This window comes from Streptococcus sp. D7B5 (assembly GCF_029691405.1).
Lineage (GTDB): Bacteria > Bacillota > Bacilli > Lactobacillales > Streptococcaceae > Streptococcus.
The window spans coordinates 687,622-704,717 of sequence record NZ_CP121467.1 but is presented as its reverse complement, the minus strand read 5'-3'; the positions used below and the strand labels follow the sequence as shown (position 1 = coordinate 704,717).

12 protein-coding genes and 1 other annotated feature are annotated in these 17,096 nt (G+C 40.5%); of the genes, 11 read left to right on the top strand and 1 reads right to left on the bottom strand.

Annotated elements, in window-relative coordinates; all coding sequences use genetic code 11:
- Positions 1-5: 5 nt before the first annotated feature.
- The 3 genes from P8P68_RS03405 to P8P68_RS03395 are packed head-to-tail and all read left to right on the top strand — an operon-like array spanning position 6 to position 5,607.
- Positions 6-2,165, top strand: a complete 2,160-nt coding sequence (locus tag P8P68_RS03405; RefSeq protein WP_278276165.1) for a LicD family protein — start codon at positions 6-8, stop codon at positions 2,163-2,165.
- A 57-nt stretch (positions 2,166-2,222) separates the two neighbouring features.
- Complete coding sequence (locus P8P68_RS03400) at positions 2,223-3,035, top strand: LicD family protein (RefSeq protein WP_278276164.1); 813 nt, start codon at positions 2,223-2,225, stop codon at positions 3,033-3,035.
- Positions 3,036-3,078: 43 nt separating this feature from the next.
- Complete coding sequence (locus P8P68_RS03395) at positions 3,079-5,607, top strand: MBL fold metallo-hydrolase (protein WP_278276163.1); 2,529 nt, start codon at positions 3,079-3,081, stop codon at positions 5,605-5,607.
- A 46-nt stretch (positions 5,608-5,653) separates the two neighbouring features.
- On the opposite strand, the gene P8P68_RS03390 is transcribed toward P8P68_RS03395, so the two are convergent.
- A complete protein-coding gene (locus tag P8P68_RS03390; RefSeq protein ID WP_061586872.1) occupies positions 5,654-7,132 on the bottom strand; it encodes an oligosaccharide flippase family protein in 1,479 nt (492 codons plus the stop codon).
- Between the two features lie 122 nt (positions 7,133-7,254).
- Here P8P68_RS03390 and mecA point away from each other — a divergent pair, with 122 nt between their 5' ends.
- The 8 genes from mecA to rplJ all read left to right on the top strand — a co-directional run bounded on the left by mecA (position 7,255) and on the right by rplJ (position 17,094).
- Positions 7,255-7,995 carry an adaptor protein MecA gene (mecA, locus tag P8P68_RS03385; protein ID WP_042902136.1) on the top strand — a complete coding sequence of 247 codons (741 nt, stop codon included), beginning with the start codon at positions 7,255-7,257 and terminating at the stop codon, positions 7,993-7,995.
- Between the two features lie 147 nt (positions 7,996-8,142).
- Positions 8,143-9,429, top strand: coding sequence for a homoserine dehydrogenase (locus P8P68_RS03380; protein WP_278276162.1), 1,287 nt, complete (start codon positions 8,143-8,145; stop codon positions 9,427-9,429).
- Position 9,430: 1 nt separating this feature from the next.
- A complete protein-coding gene (gene thrB, locus P8P68_RS03375; protein ID WP_278276161.1) occupies positions 9,431-10,300 on the top strand; it encodes a homoserine kinase in 870 nt (289 codons plus the stop codon).
- Between the two features lie 213 nt (positions 10,301-10,513).
- On the top strand, positions 10,514-11,452 hold the full coding sequence (gene msrB, locus P8P68_RS03370; RefSeq protein WP_278276160.1) for a peptide-methionine (R)-S-oxide reductase MsrB: 939 nt from the start codon (positions 10,514-10,516) through the stop codon (positions 11,450-11,452).
- Positions 11,453-11,509: 57 nt separating this feature from the next.
- Positions 11,510-13,234, top strand: coding sequence for an ABC transporter ATP-binding protein (locus P8P68_RS03365; protein ID WP_278276159.1), 1,725 nt, complete (start codon positions 11,510-11,512; stop codon positions 13,232-13,234).
- A 1-nt stretch (position 13,235) separates the two neighbouring features.
- On the top strand, positions 13,236-14,984 hold the full coding sequence (locus P8P68_RS03360) for an ABC transporter ATP-binding protein (RefSeq protein WP_278276158.1): 1,749 nt from the start codon (positions 13,236-13,238) through the stop codon (positions 14,982-14,984).
- Positions 14,985-15,098: 114 nt separating this feature from the next.
- Complete coding sequence (locus P8P68_RS03355; RefSeq protein ID WP_268702658.1) at positions 15,099-16,358, top strand: TRZ/ATZ family protein; 1,260 nt, start codon at positions 15,099-15,101, stop codon at positions 16,356-16,358.
- Between the two features lie 61 nt (positions 16,359-16,419).
- Positions 16,420-16,555 (top strand) — a sequence feature (ribosomal protein L10 leader region).
- Positions 16,556-16,593: 38 nt separating this feature from the next.
- Positions 16,594-17,094, top strand: a complete 501-nt coding sequence (gene rplJ / locus P8P68_RS03350) for a 50S ribosomal protein L10 (protein WP_001287274.1) — start codon at positions 16,594-16,596, stop codon at positions 17,092-17,094.
- Positions 17,095-17,096 lie beyond the last annotated feature (2 nt).

Sequence of the window (17,096 nt, the reverse complement as noted above, 5' to 3'; positions counted from 1 at the left end):
TGAAAATGAATTTTTCAAAAATGGATGAATACTTTGAAAAATCAAAACTATGGATTGCGTATCTATTTGTTTTCATTTCGATTTTAAGTATGAGTTCACTGGTTTATAAGATAGCAAATCCCCTCTACAAGGGATTATCAGCGATTGTAGTGCTTTATATTTGCTATACCTTATTGTTTAAGTGGAAAGAAATCACAGCAGATCGCAAATTTCTATCCTTATTTGGACTCTTAGCTGGAAGTCATCTGCTATCAGCTGTTTTCAATCGCTCTGGACATCTGATTGGAAATGTGATTGAAATTCTCTTCATGGTAACCTATGTTTTATTATTTACCATGTTACAATCAGGGCAACTTAAAAAATTATTTGACTGGATTGCCTATACGGTTCAAATTGTATCTTTTTCTTCAGCAATTTTTGCGTTTGGTTTATTGATAAGTAGAGTCCTCATCCTATTTAAGATTGGTGAACAATCTTATTACTATGGTGTCATGAACGGCCGTCTGTGGGGGATTGTCAATCCAAATGCTAGTGCGATATTTTCATACATTAGCATTATTTTGGCTATGTATTTGATCCATAAAGGAAGTAAATATTCTGTTTATCTTAAACTGAATAATGTGATTCAATTCGTTTACTTCGCTACCATGCAAAGTCGAGGAGCCTTACTTTCTTTACTTCTCATGATTGGACTCTATAGTTTCTTTGCTACTAGAGGAAGTATCGTTAAACGATTCCTCACTTTTATAATTGCTGGTTTGCTGATTACTGCAACTAATATTGGATTAAGCTATGTAACTTCAATCTATATCTCATCTGAAACAGCGACTGTCTTAGATTTAAACAAAGGACAATCCTATGCTGAGACAGATTCGTCTGTTACTAAGAAGAACGGTGAGCTCCATCTGATTGAAACAACACCAAGTGGTAGAACCTATATCTGGAAAAATGCCATCAAGATGGGAAGTGCCAAACCAATTTTTGGTTATGGTGTACGAAATGTTCCAGATTACTACACAGAATATTTCAGTAAATTTGAGATTCAAAACTCCCTTATCGGTGGGAATTTCCATAACATTTTTGTGACCATATTTGTCAGTTCGGGAGTTCTAGGTTTGGTATCCTTCCTTCTTGTACTGGCTTATGTCATCAAGCGCTTTTTAACGTATTTGATTGTTTCCAAGAAACATACTGATAAATTGATCATGATCCTTTTCTTTGGTATCTTGTTTGGTCAATTATTTGAAAGTCAGATTATGTATTCAACCAACTTTATTAATATCATCTTCTGGCTAGCGATTGGCTATGGACTCGTAGTCTGCAAACGCGATGAAGGAGTTCGGTACCAAGAAGTAACAGATGTCAATGAAATTCAACAGATGGAACTTGGAATCATGGAGTATATTCATGAAGTTTGTCAGAAAATTGGGGTTAAGTATTTCTTAGCATATGGAAGTCTAATTGGTGCTGTTCGCCATCAAGGATTTATCCCTTGGGATGATGACATGGATATCTGCATGTTACGAGAAGATTATGAAAAGTTGCAAGACTACCTTATCGCTAACCCTGATGAACGTTACGAGGTCATGTCTTATAAAAATAATCTCAACTATGTCTATCCCTTCATGAAAGTGCAGGATAACCATACTTACTTGCTGGAAGAAGATGTTCGCATTGATTCGAATATGGGAATCTATGTCGATATTTTCCCTGTAGATGGCTACGAGGATGACGTAGAATTTAAAAACAAGATGACGAAACTGATAAAGAAACGTCAATTGAGTTGCTACACCTTTAAAGGCATTACTAATACGAAAAGTGTACTGAATTCACTGCTACGTTATGTGTCAGTTATTATTTTCTATTTCACCAATACGAACAAATACGTTGCCCAGATTGAAGAGCTTGCAAAATCCCGTAAAGTCTCAGATTATGAGCAAGTGGATTATCTTATCTACAAGGATATGAACAAACCAGTGTGGAGACGTGAATGGTTGGAACAAGTTACTACTGGAACATTTGAAGGTAAGGAATTTACCATTCCGAAAAATTATCATGAAATTTTGACCTCAGACTACGGAGACTATATGCAATTGCCGCCGGTTGAACAAAGAGTATCTCATCATGATTTTAAATTATGGAAGATTGTTAAAAGGTCTAAATGACGGGATTGGGATTAAGAAACGTTTAAAAATATAGTCAAATTTAGGAGAATAGAACCTATGTCTGAAAGAACTTTAACTCTTGAAGAAATCAAGCAAGTAGAATTGGATATTTTAAAGTATCTACATGATCTTTGTGAACAACATCAAATCAAATACTTTATTGATTTTGGAACCTTACTAGGAGCTGTACGCCATAAAGGATTTATCCCTTGGGATGATGATACAGATATTTCCTTGGCGCGTGATGAATTTGAAAAACTGTACAAGGTTTTACAAAATGAAAATCATCCCTACTATAAATTGATTTCATTCAGAGAAACAAAGGGATATCCATACAGTTATATGAGAGTCTATGATGTAAGGACTCGTCGAGATGCTAACCTCGTAGACCCAACGGTCGTATTGGGAACTTGCGTTGACATTTTTCCATATGATGGTGTCGTCACAGAGGAAAGTGACCGTAAAAAAATGAAGCTCTACAAATATTTCATTCGCCTTTCTTCTTTGAATTTTAAAGGGATCAAGTCTGAGAATGGTGGACTAAAAAACCTCCCTCGTTATATGGGATCAGCTATTTTCCGCTTAACTTCCCCACAGCTATGGAATCAAAAATTAGAGAGCCTTGCTTTAAAGTATAGTGTAGATCAAGCAACAGATCTTACTTGTACTATCTATGACCCTTATTATCCAAATGGTATAAAAAAAGAATGGCTCTATGATTTGATTGATATGCCTTATGAAAACATTGTGCTCAAGGTTCCGAGAAAATACCATGAAATACTTGTCTACGAATTTGGAGAAAACTATATGACTCCACCACCTATTGAGCAACAAGTCCCAGGAGGGGATAAAAATTATTGGATTGATTAGATTTTTAAAAGTTGCTTAATGTTAAGATAAAGGAGTTTTCAAGGTGAAAAATAAATGGTTATTAAAATCAGTCAGCTATAGTGTTCTCGCATTCTTTCTATTACTGATTCAGTTATCGCAAGGAGTAGATGCAGATACCATCTCTGCAGGTTCGGGCAATCGTATCCATTTCATAAATACTAAAGCAAAATCTGGGAGTGATGCCATCCTTCTGGAAAGCAATGGTCACTATGCTTTGATTGATATGGGTGAAGACTATGACTTCCCTGATGGGAGTGACCCACGCTATCCAAGCCGCTGGGGAATTTCCATGAGAAATTATCAAGTATTGGAGGATCGATTGATTCGCCACTTGGATCAAATAGGTGTAAAAAAATTAGATTTTATTATAGGAACTCATGTTCATAGTGACCATATTGGTGGAGCAGACGAAATACTCAATCGATATCAGGTCGGTAAGTTTTATTTGAAAAAATATTCAGATGATCGGATCACAGCAAACTGGGGACTATGGGATAATCTTTTCAATTATGATAATGCTTTGAGAGCAGCTCAAAAACGAGGAGTTACTCTTATCCAGAATATTTCAGATGAGGATAGCCACCTAAAATTAGGTGATATGGATATTCAACTCTACAACTATAAGAATGAATATGATGCTGACGGGAATCTGAAAAAAGTTCGAGATGATAACTCCAACTCCATTGTTTCAGTAGTGACTGTGGCAGGAAAGAGAATCTATCTTGGTGGAGATTTGGATAATGCCGAGGGAGCAGAAGATAAGTTAGGTCCAGTTATCGGCAAGGTTGATATGATGAAATGGAACCACCATTATGATGCGACAATTTCAAATACGATTAATTTCCTTGAAAACTTATCACCAAAAATGATTATTCAGACAACTGGTGGAGATATTAATGTTGCTTCAACCAGAGAATACCTTCAGAAGAAAAATATTCAGGTTCTTCATGCTGCTAGCCAAACTCAAGACGCTACCGTTTTTGATATTAGCGATAAAGGATTTGCTAATGTTTCAAATACCTTCCCTAATATCCCTGTAGTTGACGAAAAATGGTATCAAGAAGATGGTTATTGGAAATATCGTTTGACTGACGGAGAAATGGCTATCGGCTGGAGAGAGATTGGCGGAGCCACTTATTTCTTTAATGGAAAAGGACAAATGCAAGCAGGTCGCTGGCTTCACCTTAACGACGACTGGGGAGAAAATGCCAAAGGGAATGATTACTATCTGAACCAAAATGGTAAAATGCAAACTGGTGGTTGGTTCAAACTAGATGACTCTTGGTATTATATCCAATCAAATGGTGCTAGACGATTTAGCGAGCTCTCTGAAATTGGAGGGAAAAAGTATCTCTTTGCGGCAGATGGCAAGATGCTAACAGGACATCAAGTTTATAATGGCAAGAAGATGTTCTTTAGCGAAAGTGGTGCACTCCAAACAGCAGGTAAGCCTTCAACATGGCAAAAGATTGATTCAAATTGGTATTTCTATGATGAGGATGGGCTAAAGACCATCGGTAAAAAGAATATCAATGGAAGCACATACTACTTTAATCAAGAAGGTATCATGCAAACTGGCTGGGTCTTTGTTGATGGTCACTGGAACTATTTTGCAAGTTCTGGAGCTATGAAAACCGGCTGGGTCAAGGATCAGGAAACATGGTATTATCTGGATAAAGATGGCATCATGTTAACTGGTAGACAAGATATAAATGGTGTTCGTTACTATTTGAATGCTAGTGGTGCCATGCAGACTGGCTGGAAGTGGCAAGACAATAGCTGGTACTTCTATACGAACTCAGGAGCTATGAAAACTGGTTGGTTGAAAGATAAAGAATCATGGTATTATTTGGATCCAGAAACAGGTATCATGGCTGTAGGATCTAAAGAGATTGACGGTAAGAACTATTTCTTCAGCTCTGCAGGTACTATGCAAGTTGGATGGCAGTGGTCAAATGATTCTTGGCATTACTACGCTACGTCGGGAGCACTCCAAACTGGTTGGTTGAAAGATGGTGATGTCTGGTATTATCTTGAAGGTAAGGAAGGCGTTATGTTAGTCGGCCTCCATCAAGTAGATGGTAAGCAATATTACTTTAGCAAATCTGGAGCCATGCAAACTGGCTGGAAATGGTTTGATAATCATTATCGTTACTTTGAATCAAGTGGAGCTATGAAAACTGGTTGGATAAAAGACAAAGGCGTCTGGTATTATCTAAATCCTGAAGATGGCATCATGTTGGTTGGCCTTCATAAAGTAAATGGTAATCATTATTACTTTGATGAATCAGGAGCTATGCAGACAGGTTGGAAACAGCATGATGGTAATTGGTACTATTTCCAAGCTGATGGTTCTTTGTTGAAGAACGCAACAACACCTGATGGTTACAAAGTAAACGAAGAAGGTATCTGGAAACAGGCTGTTGATGCTGTAAATAGCGATGCAGTCAAGCCAGAACAGAAACAAGAAGCTAATTCCTCTATTGTTGAACAACCTAAACAAGATTTAAATCTAGAAGCCAACGCTTCTGAAAAGAAAGAAAAAGAATAAAGACGAAATCCCCTACTGGCAACTAATTTATCAGTAGGGGATTTTTTTAATTTCGTTTTAATTTAGCAAGTACAAGGTTCAGTGCATAGTGGAGTGTTTTGTCTTTGGTAATAAAGAGAGTCAAGAGGTAATAGATACCACAAGTTGCTACGGTAGACAGAACCATGAGAATCATATTGAAGTTTACTGTGTAAGAATTGATTTGGAAAATCATCTTGAAAATATAGAAGATTGGGATAAAACCAAGGGATATAATGCTATAACGTGTTAAGGTTATAAAAATTTCTTTTAAACTAATCAGTTGGTGTTTCTTGATAAAATGAATTTCAAGTAAAACAACGATAGTTTCTGCGATAATGGTCGTAGCGATGTAATACTCAGGTGCAAAAATATTATTGAAATACAAGATGCTATTTAATAGTATATTGGCACCACCACCAAGGAAGTAGAAGGCAGTTAAGCGATTTTCATGGTCATTGATAAAGATAATCTGTTTACCAAGAATCAATTCAATAGCCCAGATGATGGTACGAAAAGCGAAGACGCTAGTTACGATACCCGCTTCAAGATATTTTTCAGAAGAATAAATAACAGTTGCGTACCGTCCCAATATCATAATCCCGATACTAGTTGGAACCATAAGGAAATAGAATAAGGATGCCGCTTGATTCACGAGATAATTATAGGACTTGTAATCCTTTTTACCGAGATAGTAGCCAAGGCGTGGAATACTGACGTTGATAGCTCCACTCAAGACACTGGCAATCAACATGACGATACTATAGGCAATTGTATAATAAGAAATGTAGTTTTCATCTGGTCCCTTGGTGATAAACATTCTATCTAGCAAGGTATAAAGCATATTAGCGTTTGCTAAGAGAAGCATAGTGAAGAGCGGTTTAGAAGCTTTAGCTAATTCGACGAAACCAATCTTAACAAAAGAAACTTCTCTCTTAATCCAAAGAAAACTGAGCAGGTAGTTGAGGACAGTGGTCGCTGTCATAACGATAGCATAAGGAACAATATCATCTGCCGTTTTAACGAAGGCGAAGATAGCGACCAGCATGGTAATTCGAATAATTAATGTTTTATAGAGGATGAAGGCATAGTTTTCATAAGCCTCGTTCATCCATTCGATATTGAGAAATTGGAAGAGTGCTTGAGCCCCTAGGATGTAATAGAGGACTTTCAGATTCTCAATGCTGGTGTCAAAGAAGATAATGAGGAAGTAGATACCTGTCGTCAGGAGAGAGGTGAAAACCGAGATATAAAACAACTTAGAAAAGACGTAGTTGATTTTATTCTTGTCATCCTTGACCTTACTGATAGCTCGAATCCCGTAGTTGTATATTCCAAAGGCAGCTAGTGGAATAACGAAACTTGCCCATGTATTGGCCGTATTGAAATAACCGTAATTAGATTTGCTGAGAATCCGCGTCAGATAAGGATTGGTTATCAGTGGAAAAACGATATTGAGAATATTGACCAGCAAGCTGGCCAAGGCATTTACTTTTATATTTTTCATTGAACTTTCTTTCTTAAATCTAAAATCATATCTAGTATTATATCACATTCTCGCTTCATTCTTTTGATAAAATCGTAAAAATCTAGTATAATAGATAGACTGAAAGTATGAGGTTACTAGATATGAAGATGAAACAAATTAGTGATACAACACTGAAAATCACAATGACTTTAGATGATTTGATGGACCGAGGAATGGAGATTGCAGACTTTCTCGTTCCTCAGGAAAAAACTGAAGAGTTTTTCTATGCTATTTTAGATGAGTTAGAGATGCCAGACAATTTCTTGGATAGTGGCATGCTGAGTTTCCGCGTGACGCCAAAACCTGATAAGGTGGACGTCTTTGTGACCAAGTCCAAGATTGACCAGAATCTGGATTTTGAAGATTTGGCGGATCTACCAGACATGGAAGAATTAGCCCAAATGTCGCCGGATGAATTTCTCAAAACCTTGGAAAAGAGCATTGCAGATAAAACCAAGGACGATATTGAGGCCATCCAATCTCTAGAGCAGGTCGAAGCAAAGGAAGAAGAGCAAGAGCAGGCAGACAAGGAGACTGAGAGTAAGAAAGAACCTTATATCTACTATATCCTGCGCTTTGTAAGCCTTGCTGACTTAGTTGCTTTTGCAAAGACGGTTAACTACCAGATGGAAACCTCTGAACTCTATAAGATGAATGGACACTATTATTTGACAATCTTAGTCGATGTAGAAAATCATCCAAGTCCATATCCAGCCTGGCTCTTGGCTCGTATGCGTGAGTTTGCAGACGACAGTGACATCAGTCGTTCAGTCTTGCAAGAGTATGGGCAAATCTTGATCAATCACGATGCAGTTCTCGGTCTGCAAAAGATTCGTTCATAATTTTTAAAATCAATTTTCATTTATCAAGAAAGACGAATCATGGGATTCGTTTTTTCTTTATCAGACTGAAATAGTGATTTACTATAATAGGAATTTTCATAAAATTCTGTTATAATGGCTATATCAGAAAATTTCTAGGAGACAAACATGACAGTTAAAATTGCTTTACTTGGATTTGGTACCGTTGCAAGTGGCGTGCCATTCCTCCTAAAGGAAAATGGAGAAAAAATCGTTCAGTCAGCTCATTCAGAGATTGAAGTAGCCAAGGTATTGGTTAAGAATGAAGATGAAAAGAACCGCTTGCTTGCAGCAGGAAATGACTTTAACTTCGTAACCAATGTAGATGATATTTTATCAGACAAGGACATTACTATCGTAGTGGAATTGATGGGGCGTATCGAACCAGCTAAGACCTTTATCACTCGTGCCTTAGAAGCTGGGAAACACGTTGTTACTGCTAACAAGGACCTTTTGGCTGTTCATGGTGCAGAATTGTTAGAAATCGCTAAAGAGCATAATGTAGCACTTTACTATGAAGCAGCAGTAGCTGGTGGGATTCCAATTCTTCGTACTTTGGCAAATTCGTTGGCTTCTGATAAAATCACGCGCGTTCTTGGCGTCGTTAACGGGACTTCTAACTTCATGATGACCAAGATGGTCGAAGAAGGCTGGTCTTATGATGATGCTCTTGCGGAAGCACAAAGACTAGGATTTGCAGAAAGCGACCCTACAAATGACGTAGATGGGATTGACGCAGCCTACAAGATGGTGATTTTGAGCCAGTTTGCTTTTGGTATGAAGGTTGCCTTTGACGATGTAGCCCACAAGGGAATCCGCAACATCACACCAGAAGATGTAGCTGTAGCCCAAGACCTTGGCTATGTAGTGAAATTGGTTGGTTCTATCGAGGAAACTCCTTCAGGTATTGCTGCAGAAGTGACTCCAACCTTCCTACCTAAAGCGCACCCGCTTGCTAGTGTGAATGGGGTAATGAACGCAGTCTTTGTGGAGTCTATCGGCATCGGTGAATCGATGTACTACGGACCAGGTGCGGGTCAAAAACCAACTGCAACAAGTGTTGTAGCGGACATTGTCCGTATCGTTCGTCGCTTGAATGATGGTACCATTGGTAAAGACTTCAACGAATACAGCCGTGACTTGGTCTTGGCTAATCCAGAAGATGTCAAAGCTAATTACTACTTCTCAATCTTGGCTCCAGACTCAAAAGGTCAGGTCTTGAAACTAGCTGAAATCTTTAATGCTCAAGATATTTCCTTCAAGCAAATCCTCCAAGATGGCAAAGAGGGTGACAAGGCGCGTGTAGTGATTATCACTCATAAGATTAATAAAGCGCAGCTTGAGAATGTTTCAGCTGAGTTGGCCAAAGCTTCAGAATTTGACCTCTTGAATACCTTCAAGGTGTTAGGAGAATAGGATGAAGATTATTGTACCAGCAACCAGTGCCAATATTGGGCCAGGTTTTGATTCGGTCGGTGTAGCTGTAACCAAGTATCTTCAAATTGAGGTCTGTGAAGAACGGGATGAGTGGTTGATTGAACACCAGATTGGCAAATGGATTCCCCATGACGAGCGTAATCTTTTGCTTAAGATTGCCTTGCAAATTGCGCCTGACTTGCAACCGAGACGCTTGAAAATGACCAGTGATGTTCCCTTGGCGCGTGGTTTGGGTTCTTCTAGCTCGGTTATCGTTGCTGGAATTGAACTGGCTAACCAACTGGGCAATCTCAACTTATCTAACCACGACAAATTGCAGTTGGCTACCAAGATTGAAGGACATCCTGACAATGTAGCTCCAGCAATTTACGGCAATCTCGTTATTGCAAGTTCTGTTGAAGGAAATGTTTCAGCGATTGTGGCTGCTTTCCCAGAGTGTGGTTTTCTAGCTTATATTCCCAACTATGAATTGCGCACTCGAGACAGCCGCGGTGTCTTGCCTAAGAAATTGTCCTACAAGGAAGCTGTTGCAGCTAGTTCTATCGCCAATGTGGCCGTTGCAGCCTTGTTAGCAGGAGATATGGTGACAGCTGGTCAAGCAATCGAGGGGGACCTCTTCCACGAGCGTTATCGTCAAAGTCTGGTCCGTGAATTTGCGACGATTAAGCAAGTAGCCAAAGAGAATGGTGCCTATGCAACCTATCTCTCTGGTGCCGGACCGACAGTTATGGTCTTGGCTTCTCATGACAAGATGCCAGCGATTAAGGCAGAATTGCAAAAGCAGTCTTTCAAAGGCAAACTGCATGATTTGAAAGTTGATACCAAAGGTGTCCGTGTCGAAGCAAACTAAAGAATAGAAGATAGGATGGGGAAACTCTCGACCAGAGGCCTTCCTATCCTTTTTTTGAAAAGAAGTTTATACTCAATGAAAATCAAAGAGCAAACTAGGAAGCTAGCCGCAGGTTGCTCAAAACATGGTTTTGAGGTTGCAGATGTAAGCTGACGTGGTTTGAAGATATTTTCGAAGAGTATTAGTTAAAAACTTGATAAAGGAGAAATAAAGATGGCAGAAATTTATCTAGCAGGTGGTTGTTTTTGGGGTTTAGAGGAATATTTTTCCCGAATTTCGGGAGTGCTAGCTACCAGTGTCGGCTACGCTAATGGCCAAGTCGAAACAACCAATTACCAGCTGCTCAAGGAAACAGACCATGCAGAGACTGTTCAAGTGATTTATGATGAGAAGGCAGTGTCACTTAGAGAAATTTTACTTTATTATTTCCGTGTTATTGATCCCTTGTCTATTAACCAACAAGGGAATGACCGTGGTCGCCAATATCGAACGGGGATCTATTATCAGGATGAAGCAGACTTGCCAGCTATCTACACAGTGGTGCAGGAGCAGGAGCGTATGCTGGGTCGAAAGATTGCAGTAGAAGTGGAGAAACTTCGCCACTACATTTTAGCAGAAGACTACCATCAAGACTATCTCAAGAAAAATCCTTCCGGTTACTGTCATATCGATGTGACCGATGCTGAGAAGCCATTGATTGACGCATCTAACTATGAAAAACCTAGTCAAGAAGTGTTAAAGGAAAGCTTAACTGAAGAGTCTTATCGTGTTACGCAAGAAGCTGCTACAGAGGCTCCATTTAGCAATGCCTACGACCAAAGCTTTGAAGAGGGGATTTATGTAGACATCACGACGGGTGAACCGCTTTTTTTCGCTAAGGATAAGTTTGCTTCAGGTTGTGGTTGGCCAAGTTTTAGCCGTCCGATTTCTAAGGAGTTGATTCACTATTACAAGGACCTGAGCCATGGAATGGAGCGAATCGAGGTTCGTTCTCGGTCAGGAAATGCTCACTTGGGTCATGTTTTCACAGATGGACCTCGGGAGTTAGGTGGCCTGCGTTACTGTATTAATTCTGCATCCTTGCGCTTTGTAGCCAAGGATGAGATGGAAAAAGCAGGATATGGCTATCTATTACCTTACTTAAACAAATAAAACTGAGGGTGGGGCTTCCCACTTTCTTCATTTCCAGAATAAGAATAGAAGGGATTTATGAAACACTTACTATCTTACTTCAAACCCTACATCAAAGAGTCGATTCTAGCACCCTTGTTCAAGCTGCTAGAAGCAGTTTTTGAGCTCCTGGTTCCCATGGTGATTGCAGGGATTGTTGACCAGTCCTTGCCCCAGAGAGATCAAGGGCATCTCTGGATACAGATTGGCCTGCTCCTTATCTTTGCAGTGATTGGCGTTTTAGTAGCCTTGATTGCTCAATTTTATTCAGCAAAGGCAGCGGTAGGTTTTGCCAAGGAATTGACGAACGACCTCTATCGTCATATTCTTTCTTTACCTAAGGACAGCAGAGACCGTTTGACAACTTCTAGCTTGGTGACTCGCTTGACTTCAGATACCTACCAGATTCAGACTGGTATCAATCAATTCCTGCGCCTCTTTTTGAGAGCGCCTATTATCGTTTTTGGGGCTATTTTTATGGCCTATCGCATCTCGGCTGAGCTGACTTTCTGGTTCTTAGTTATGGTTGTCATTTTGACGATTGTCATTGTCGGGTTATCTAGACTTGTCAATCCTCTCTACAGTAGTCTGAGAAAAAAAACGGACCAGCTGGTTCAGGAAACGCGTCAGCAATTGCAAGGGATGCGAGTTATTCGTGCTTTTGACCAGGAAAAACGAGAGTTACAGATTTTTCAAACCCTTAACCAAGTTTATGCTAGATTGCAAGAAAAGACAGGTTTCTGGTCAAGTTTGTTAACACCTCTGACCTATCTGATTGTCAATGGAACTCTTCTCGTCATCATCTGGCAGGGCTATATTTCAATTCAAGGAGGTTTACTCAGTCAAGGTGCCCTGATTGCTCTTATCAACTACCTCTTGCAAATCTTGGTGGAATTGGTTAAGCTCGCCATGCTGATCAATTCCCTCAACCAGTCCTATATCTCAGCCAAGCGAATTGAGGAAGTTTTTACCGAAGCTCCAGAAGATATTTTTTCAGAATTAGAACAAAAACAAGCTACCAGCGATAATGTTTTACAAGTCCAAGAATTAACCTTTACCTATCCTGATGCGGCCCAGCCTTCTCTGAGAAACATTTCCTTTAATATGAAGCAAGGGCAGATCCTTGGTATCATCGGGGGAACTGGTTCAGGTAAATCAAGCTTGGTGCAAGTCTTACTTGGTCTTTATCCAGCAGATAAGGGAAGCATTGACATTTATAGAGATGGATGTAGTCCTCTTAATCTTGAGCAGTGGCGGTCTTGGATTGCCTATGTACCCCAAAAGGTCGAACTCTTTAAGGGAACTATTCGTTCCAACTTGACTCTAGGTTTCAATCGAGAAGTATCTGACCAGGAATTATGGCAGGCCTTGGAGATTGCGCAAGCTAAGGATTTTGTCAGTGAAAAGGAAGGACTTTTGGATGCCCTAGTTGAGGCAGGAGGACGAAATTTCTCAGGTGGACAAAAACAAAGGCTATCTATTGCCCGAGCAGTCTTGCGACAAGCTCCATTTCTCATCCTAGATGATGCGACCTCGGCCCTCGACACCATCACTGAGTCCAAGCTCTTGAAAGCAATTCGAGAAAACTTACCTAACACGAGCTTAATCTTGATTTCTCAACGGACTTCGACACTTCAGATGGCTGACCAGATTCTCCTCTTGGAAAAAGGTGAGCTCCTAGCTGTTGGCAAGCACGAGGACTTGATGAAAACTAGCCAAGTCTATCGCGAAATCAACGCATCTCAAAATGGAAAGGAGGACTAGCATGAGACGACAAACCGCAAACCAGACGCTCAAACGTTTGGCCATAGATTTAGCAAGCCATCCCTTCCTCCTTTTCCTAGCCTTTCTAGGAACGATTGCCCAAGTTGGCTTATCAATTTACCTACCTATTCTGATTGGACAGGTCATTGACCAAGTTCTAGTGGCTGGTTCTTCACCAGTTTTTTGGCAGATTTTTATCCAGATGATCTTGGTGGTCATAGGAAATACTCTGGTACAATGGGCCAATCCTCTTCTTTATAATCGTCTAATCTTCTCTTATACCAAAGACTTGCGAGAGCGAATCATTCATAAGCTCCATCGTTTACCGATTGCTTTTGTGGATCGGCAGGGTAGTGGAGAGATGGTCAGTCGTGTGACCACAGACATAGAACAGTTGGCAGCTGGCTTGACCATGATTTTCAATCAATTTTTCATTGGTGTTTTGATGATTTTGGTTAGTATTCTAGCCATGCTCCAAATTCACCTTCTCATGACCCTCTTGGTCTTGCTGTTGACGCCCCTGTCCATGGTGATTTCACGCTTTATTGCCAAACGGTCCTATCATCTCTTTCAGAAGCAAACAGAGACCAGGGGGATTCAGACTCAGTTGATTGAAGAGTCGCTTAGCCAGCAGACCATTATCCAGTCCTTCAATGCTCAAACAGAGTTTATCCAAAGACTGCACGAGGCGAATGCCAACTATGCAGGCTATTCTCAGTCAGCCATCTTTTATTCATCAACGGTTAATCCTTCAACTCGCTTTGTCAATGCGCTCATTTATGCCCTTCTTGCTGGAGTGGGAGCCTATCGTATCATGATGGGTTCAACCTTGACCATTGGGCGTTTAGTGACTTTTTTGAACTATGTCCAACAGTATACCAAGCCCTTTAACGATATTTCTTCAGTGCTAGCTGAGTTGCAAAGTGCTCTCGCTTGCGCAGAGCGTGTCTATGCTGTCTTAGAAAGTCCTGAGGTTGCTGAAACAGGTAAGGAAGTCTTGACCAGTGACCAAGTCAAGGGAGCTATTTCCTTTAAACATGTTTCTTTTGGCTACCATCCTGAAAGGATCTTGATTAAGGACTTATCCATCGATATCCCAGCTGGTAGCAAGGTAGCCATCGTTGGTCCGACAGGTGCTGGTAAGTCAACTCTTATCAATCTCCTCATGCGTTTTTATCCTATTAATTCAGGAGATATCTTGTTAGACGGTCGTTCTATTTACGATTATACCCGAGCATCATTGAGACAGCAGTTTGGCATGGTGCTCCAAGAAACCTGGCTCAAGCAAGGGACCATTCATGACAATATTGCCTTTGGAAATCCTGAAGCCAGTCGGGAACAAGTGATTGCTGCTGCAAAGGCAGCCAATGCAGACTTTTTCATCCAACAGTTACCACAGGGATACGATACCAAGTTGGAAAATGCAGGAGAATCCCTCTCCGTTGGGCAAGCCCAGCTCTTGACCATCGCCCGAGTCTTTCTAGCTATTCCAAAGATTCTTATCTTAGACGAAGCGACTTCCTCCATCGATACACGGACAGAGGTGCTAGTACAGGATGCCTTTGCCAAACTCATGAAGGGGCGCACAAGCTTTATTATTGCTCACCGTTTGTCAACCATTCAGGATGCGGATTTGATTCTTGTCTTGGTAGATGGTGACATTGTGGAGCATGGTAACCATCATGACCTCATGGCTAGAAAGGGCAAGTATTACCAAATGCAAAAAGCTGCGGCTTTTAGCTCTGAATAATCCTTTCTATTTTGAAATCTTATGGACAAAAAAAGTTGCCTTCGGGTGACTTTTTTGTTACAATAGCTAGAAAAATTATTCACTGTATATTGTCTTATAGAAAAGGAGCCTATAATGAAAGTATATCAGCATGTAAATATCGTGACTTGTGACCAAGATTTCCATGTTTATTTGGATGGTATCTTAGCCGTTAAGGACTCTCAAATCATCTATGTCGGTCAAGAGAAACCAGAGATTTTAGAGCAAGCTGAGCAGATTATAGACTATCAGGGAGCCTGGATCATGCCTGGTTTGGTTAATTGCCATACCCATTCTGCTATGACAGGTTTGCGAGGGATTCGGGATGACAGCAACCTCCATGAATGGCTCAATGACTATATCTGGCCGGCAGAAGCAGGATTTACTCCCGACATGACTACCAAGGCAGTCAAAGAAGCTCTGACAGAGATGCTCCAGTCAGGGACAACAACCTTCAACGATATGTATAATCCCAATGGTGTGGATATTGAGCAAATTTATCAGGCAGTCAAGGCATCTAAGATGCGTTGTTATTTCTCACCGACCCTCTTTTCTTCAGAGGCAGAAACAACTGCTGAGACCATAAGCAGAACACGTGCCATCATAGAGGAAATCTTAGAATATGAAAACCCAAATTTCAAGGTTATGGTAGCTCCTCATTCTCCATATAGCTGTAGTAGAGACTTGCTGGAAGCGAGCTTAGATATGGCAAAAGAGCTGGACATTCCTATCCATATCCATGTGGCGGAGACTAAGGAGGAATCAGGAATTATCCTCAAACGATACGGCAAACGCCCCCTCGCCTTTCTAGAAGAACTGGGTTACTTAGATCATCCGTCTGTCTTTGCTCATGGGGTCGAATTAAACGAGAGAGAAATTGAACGTTTGGCAACTTCTCATGTGGCTATCGCCCATAATCCTATTAGTAACCTCAAACTGGCCTCAGGGATAGCTCCAATCATCCAACTGCAAAAAGCAGGAGTAGCAGTCGGAATTGCGACAGACTCGGTTGCTTCCAATAACAATCTTGATATGTTTGAGGAAGGACGGACCGCAGCCCTTCTTCAGAAAATGAAGAGTGGAGATGCCAGCCAATTCCCTATCGAGGCAGCCCTTAAGGCACTGACGATCGAAGGAGCTAAGGTTCTAGGAATGGAAAAGCAGATAGGAAGCCTAGAAGTCGGCAAACAGGCAGATTTTCTGGTCATTCAACCACAAGGAAAAATCCATCTTCAACCTCAGGAAAATATACTCTCTCACCTGGTTTATGCTGTCAAATCCAGTGATGTCGATGATGTTTATATCGCTGGAGAACAGGTGGTTAAGCAAGGCAAAGTTTTGACAGTAGAGATTTAAAAAAATTTAAAAAAAGTTTGCAAAAATCTTGCATTCTTTTTTTGTCTATGCTATACTTATATACGGTTTGAAAAAACTGCCTAAGACAGTAGGGGAGCTCGACTCATAAAGATCCTACCGAGGACAAAACGTATCATGTAAAAAGAAGCGTATTGTACTTTCGTGTCTAGGTTTGGGCGCGTTTTTCTTTTGGAAAAATTCCCCAAGCAAAATAATTACGGAGGTGAACACACTAATGAGTGAAGCAATTATTGCTAAGAAAGCGGAACTAGTTGACGTAGTAGCTGAGAAAATGAAAGCTGCTGCATCAATCGTCGTTGTAGACGCTCGTGGTTTGACAGTTGAACAAGATACAGTTCTTCGTCGTGAGCTTCGTGGAAGCGAAGTTGAGTATAAAGTAATTAAAAACTCAATCTTACGTCGTGCAGCTGAAAAAGCTGGTCTTGAAGATCTTGCATCTGTTTTTGTTGGACCATCTGCAGTAGCATTTTCTAACGAAGATGTTATCGCACCAGCGAAAATCTTGAACGATTTTGCTAAAAACGCTGAAGCACTTGAAATCAAAGGTGGTGCAATCGAAGGCGCTGTCGCATCTAAAGAAGAAATCGTTGCTCTTGCAACTCTTCCAAACCGCGAAGGACTTCTTTCTATGCTCCTTTCTGTACTTCAAGCGCCAGTGCGCAACGTTGCTCTTGCAGTCAAAGCGGTTGCAGACAACAAAGAAGACGCAGCTTAATC

Bases quoted from the DNA above. Each gene is read 5' to 3' on its own strand.
- P8P68_RS03390 (WP_061586872.1), bottom strand. From the start codon at position 7,132: ATGAAAAATATAAAAGTAAATGCCTTGGCCAGCTTGCTGGTCAATATT.
- rplJ (WP_001287274.1), top strand. From the start codon at position 16,594: ATGAGTGAAGCAATTATTGCTAAGAAAGCGGAACTAGTTGACGTAGTA.
- P8P68_RS03380 (WP_278276162.1), top strand. From the start codon at position 8,143: ATGACAGTTAAAATTGCTTTACTTGGATTTGGTACCGTTGCAAGTGGC.
- msrB (WP_278276160.1), top strand. From the start codon at position 10,514: ATGGCAGAAATTTATCTAGCAGGTGGTTGTTTTTGGGGTTTAGAGGAA.
- thrB (WP_278276161.1), top strand. From the start codon at position 9,431: ATGAAGATTATTGTACCAGCAACCAGTGCCAATATTGGGCCAGGTTTT.
- P8P68_RS03400 (WP_278276164.1), top strand. From the start codon at position 2,223: ATGTCTGAAAGAACTTTAACTCTTGAAGAAATCAAGCAAGTAGAATTG.
- P8P68_RS03365 (WP_278276159.1), top strand. From the start codon at position 11,510: ATGAAACACTTACTATCTTACTTCAAACCCTACATCAAAGAGTCGATT.
- mecA (WP_042902136.1), top strand. From the start codon at position 7,255: ATGAAGATGAAACAAATTAGTGATACAACACTGAAAATCACAATGACT.
- P8P68_RS03405 (WP_278276165.1), top strand. From the start codon at position 6: ATGAATTTTTCAAAAATGGATGAATACTTTGAAAAATCAAAACTATGG.
- P8P68_RS03355 (WP_268702658.1), top strand. From the start codon at position 15,099: ATGAAAGTATATCAGCATGTAAATATCGTGACTTGTGACCAAGATTTC.
- P8P68_RS03360 (WP_278276158.1), top strand. From the start codon at position 13,236: ATGAGACGACAAACCGCAAACCAGACGCTCAAACGTTTGGCCATAGAT.